Genomic DNA, 1,672 nt, shown 5'->3' on the forward strand with positions numbered 1-1,672 from the left:
GCATTGCTGCATCCTAGCTTATCCTTAGAAAGGAGGTGATCCAGCCGCACCTTCCGATACGGCTACCTTGTTACGACTTCACCCCAATCATCTATCCCACCTTAGGCGGCTGGCTCCAAAAGGTTACCTCACCGACTTCGGGTGTTACAAACTCTCGTGGTGTGACGGGCGGTGTGTACAAGGCCCGGGAACGTATTCACCGCGGCGTGCTGATCCGCGATTACTAGCGATTCCGGCTTCATGTAGGCGAGTTGCAGCCTACAATCCGAACTGAGAGAAGCTTTAAGAGATTAGCTTAGCCTCGCGACTTCGCGACTCGTTGTACTTCCCATTGTAGCACGTGTGTAGCCCAGGTCATAAGGGGCATGATGATTTGACGTCATCCCCACCTTCCTCCGGTTTGTCACCGGCAGTCTCGCTAGAGTGCCCAACTAAATGATGGCAACTAACAATAAGGGTTGCGCTCGTTGCGGGACTTAACCCAACATCTCACGACACGAGCTGACGACAACCATGCACCACCTGTCACTTTGCCCCCGAAGGGGAAGCTCTATCTCTAGAGTGGTCAAAGGATGTCAAGACCTGGTAAGGTTCTTCGCGTTGCTTCGAATTAAACCACATGCTCCACCGCTTGTGCGGGCCCCCGTCAATTCCTTTGAGTTTCAACCTTGCGGTCGTACTCCCCAGGCGGAGTGCTTAATGCGTTAGCTGCAGCACTGAAGGGCGGAAACCCTCCAACACTTAGCACTCATCGTTTACGGCGTGGACTACCAGGGTATCTAATCCTGTTTGCTCCCCACGCTTTCGAGCCTCAGCGTCAGTTACAGACCAGAGAGCCGCCTTCGCCACTGGTGTTCCTCCATATATCTACGCATTTCACCGCTACACATGGAATTCCACTCTCCTCTTCTGCACTCAAGTTTCCCAGTTTCCAATGACCCTCCCCGGTTGAGCCGGGGGCTTTCACATCAGACTTAAGAAACCGCCTGCGCTCGCTTTACGCCCAATAAATCCGGACAACGCTTGCCACCTACGTATTACCGCGGCTGCTGGCACGTAGTTAGCCGTGGCTTTCTGGTTAGATACCGTCAAGGGGTGAACTTTTTACTCTCACCCTTGTTCTTCTCTAACAACAGAGTTTTACGATCCGAAAACCTTCTTCACTCACGCGGCGTTGCTCGGTCAGACTTTCGTCCATTGCCGAAGATTCCCTACTGCTGCCTCCCGTAGGAGTTTGGGCCGTGTCTCAGTCCCAATGTGGCCGATCACCCTCTCAGGTCGGCTATGCATCGTTGCCTTGGTGAGCCGTTACCTCACCAACTAGCTAATGCACCGCGGGTCCATCCTCGAGTGACGCAAAAGCGCCTTTCAAAAGAAAACCATGCGGTTTTCTTTGTTATGCGGTATTAGCACCTGTTTCCAAGTGTTATCCCCCGCTCGAGGGTAGGTTACCCACGTGTTACTCACCCGTTCGCCACTCCTTTTCTTCCGGTGGAGCAAGCTCCGGTGGAAGAAAAAGCGTTCGACTTGCATGTATTAGGCACGCCGCCAGCGTTCGTCCTGAGCCAGGATCAAACTCTCATAAAAAGTGTTTGAAACAGTCTTGCGACTGTTAAGCTCAATTTAAAAATTGATTCGCTAGCAATTGCTTGCTATGTTGTTTGCTTCTATA

1 rRNA gene is annotated in these 1,672 nt (G+C 52.2%); it reads right to left on the reverse strand.

The window, feature by feature from the left end:
• Window positions 1-28: 28 nt before the first annotated feature.
• Window positions 29-1,587 (reverse strand): 16S ribosomal RNA (locus IGI46_RS25865).
• Window positions 1,588-1,672 lie beyond the last annotated feature (85 nt).

Origin of the sequence: Enterococcus sp. AZ163, assembly GCF_050498925.1 — a bacterium.
GTDB lineage: Bacteria > Bacillota > Bacilli > Lactobacillales > Enterococcaceae > Enterococcus_A > Enterococcus_A ferrettii.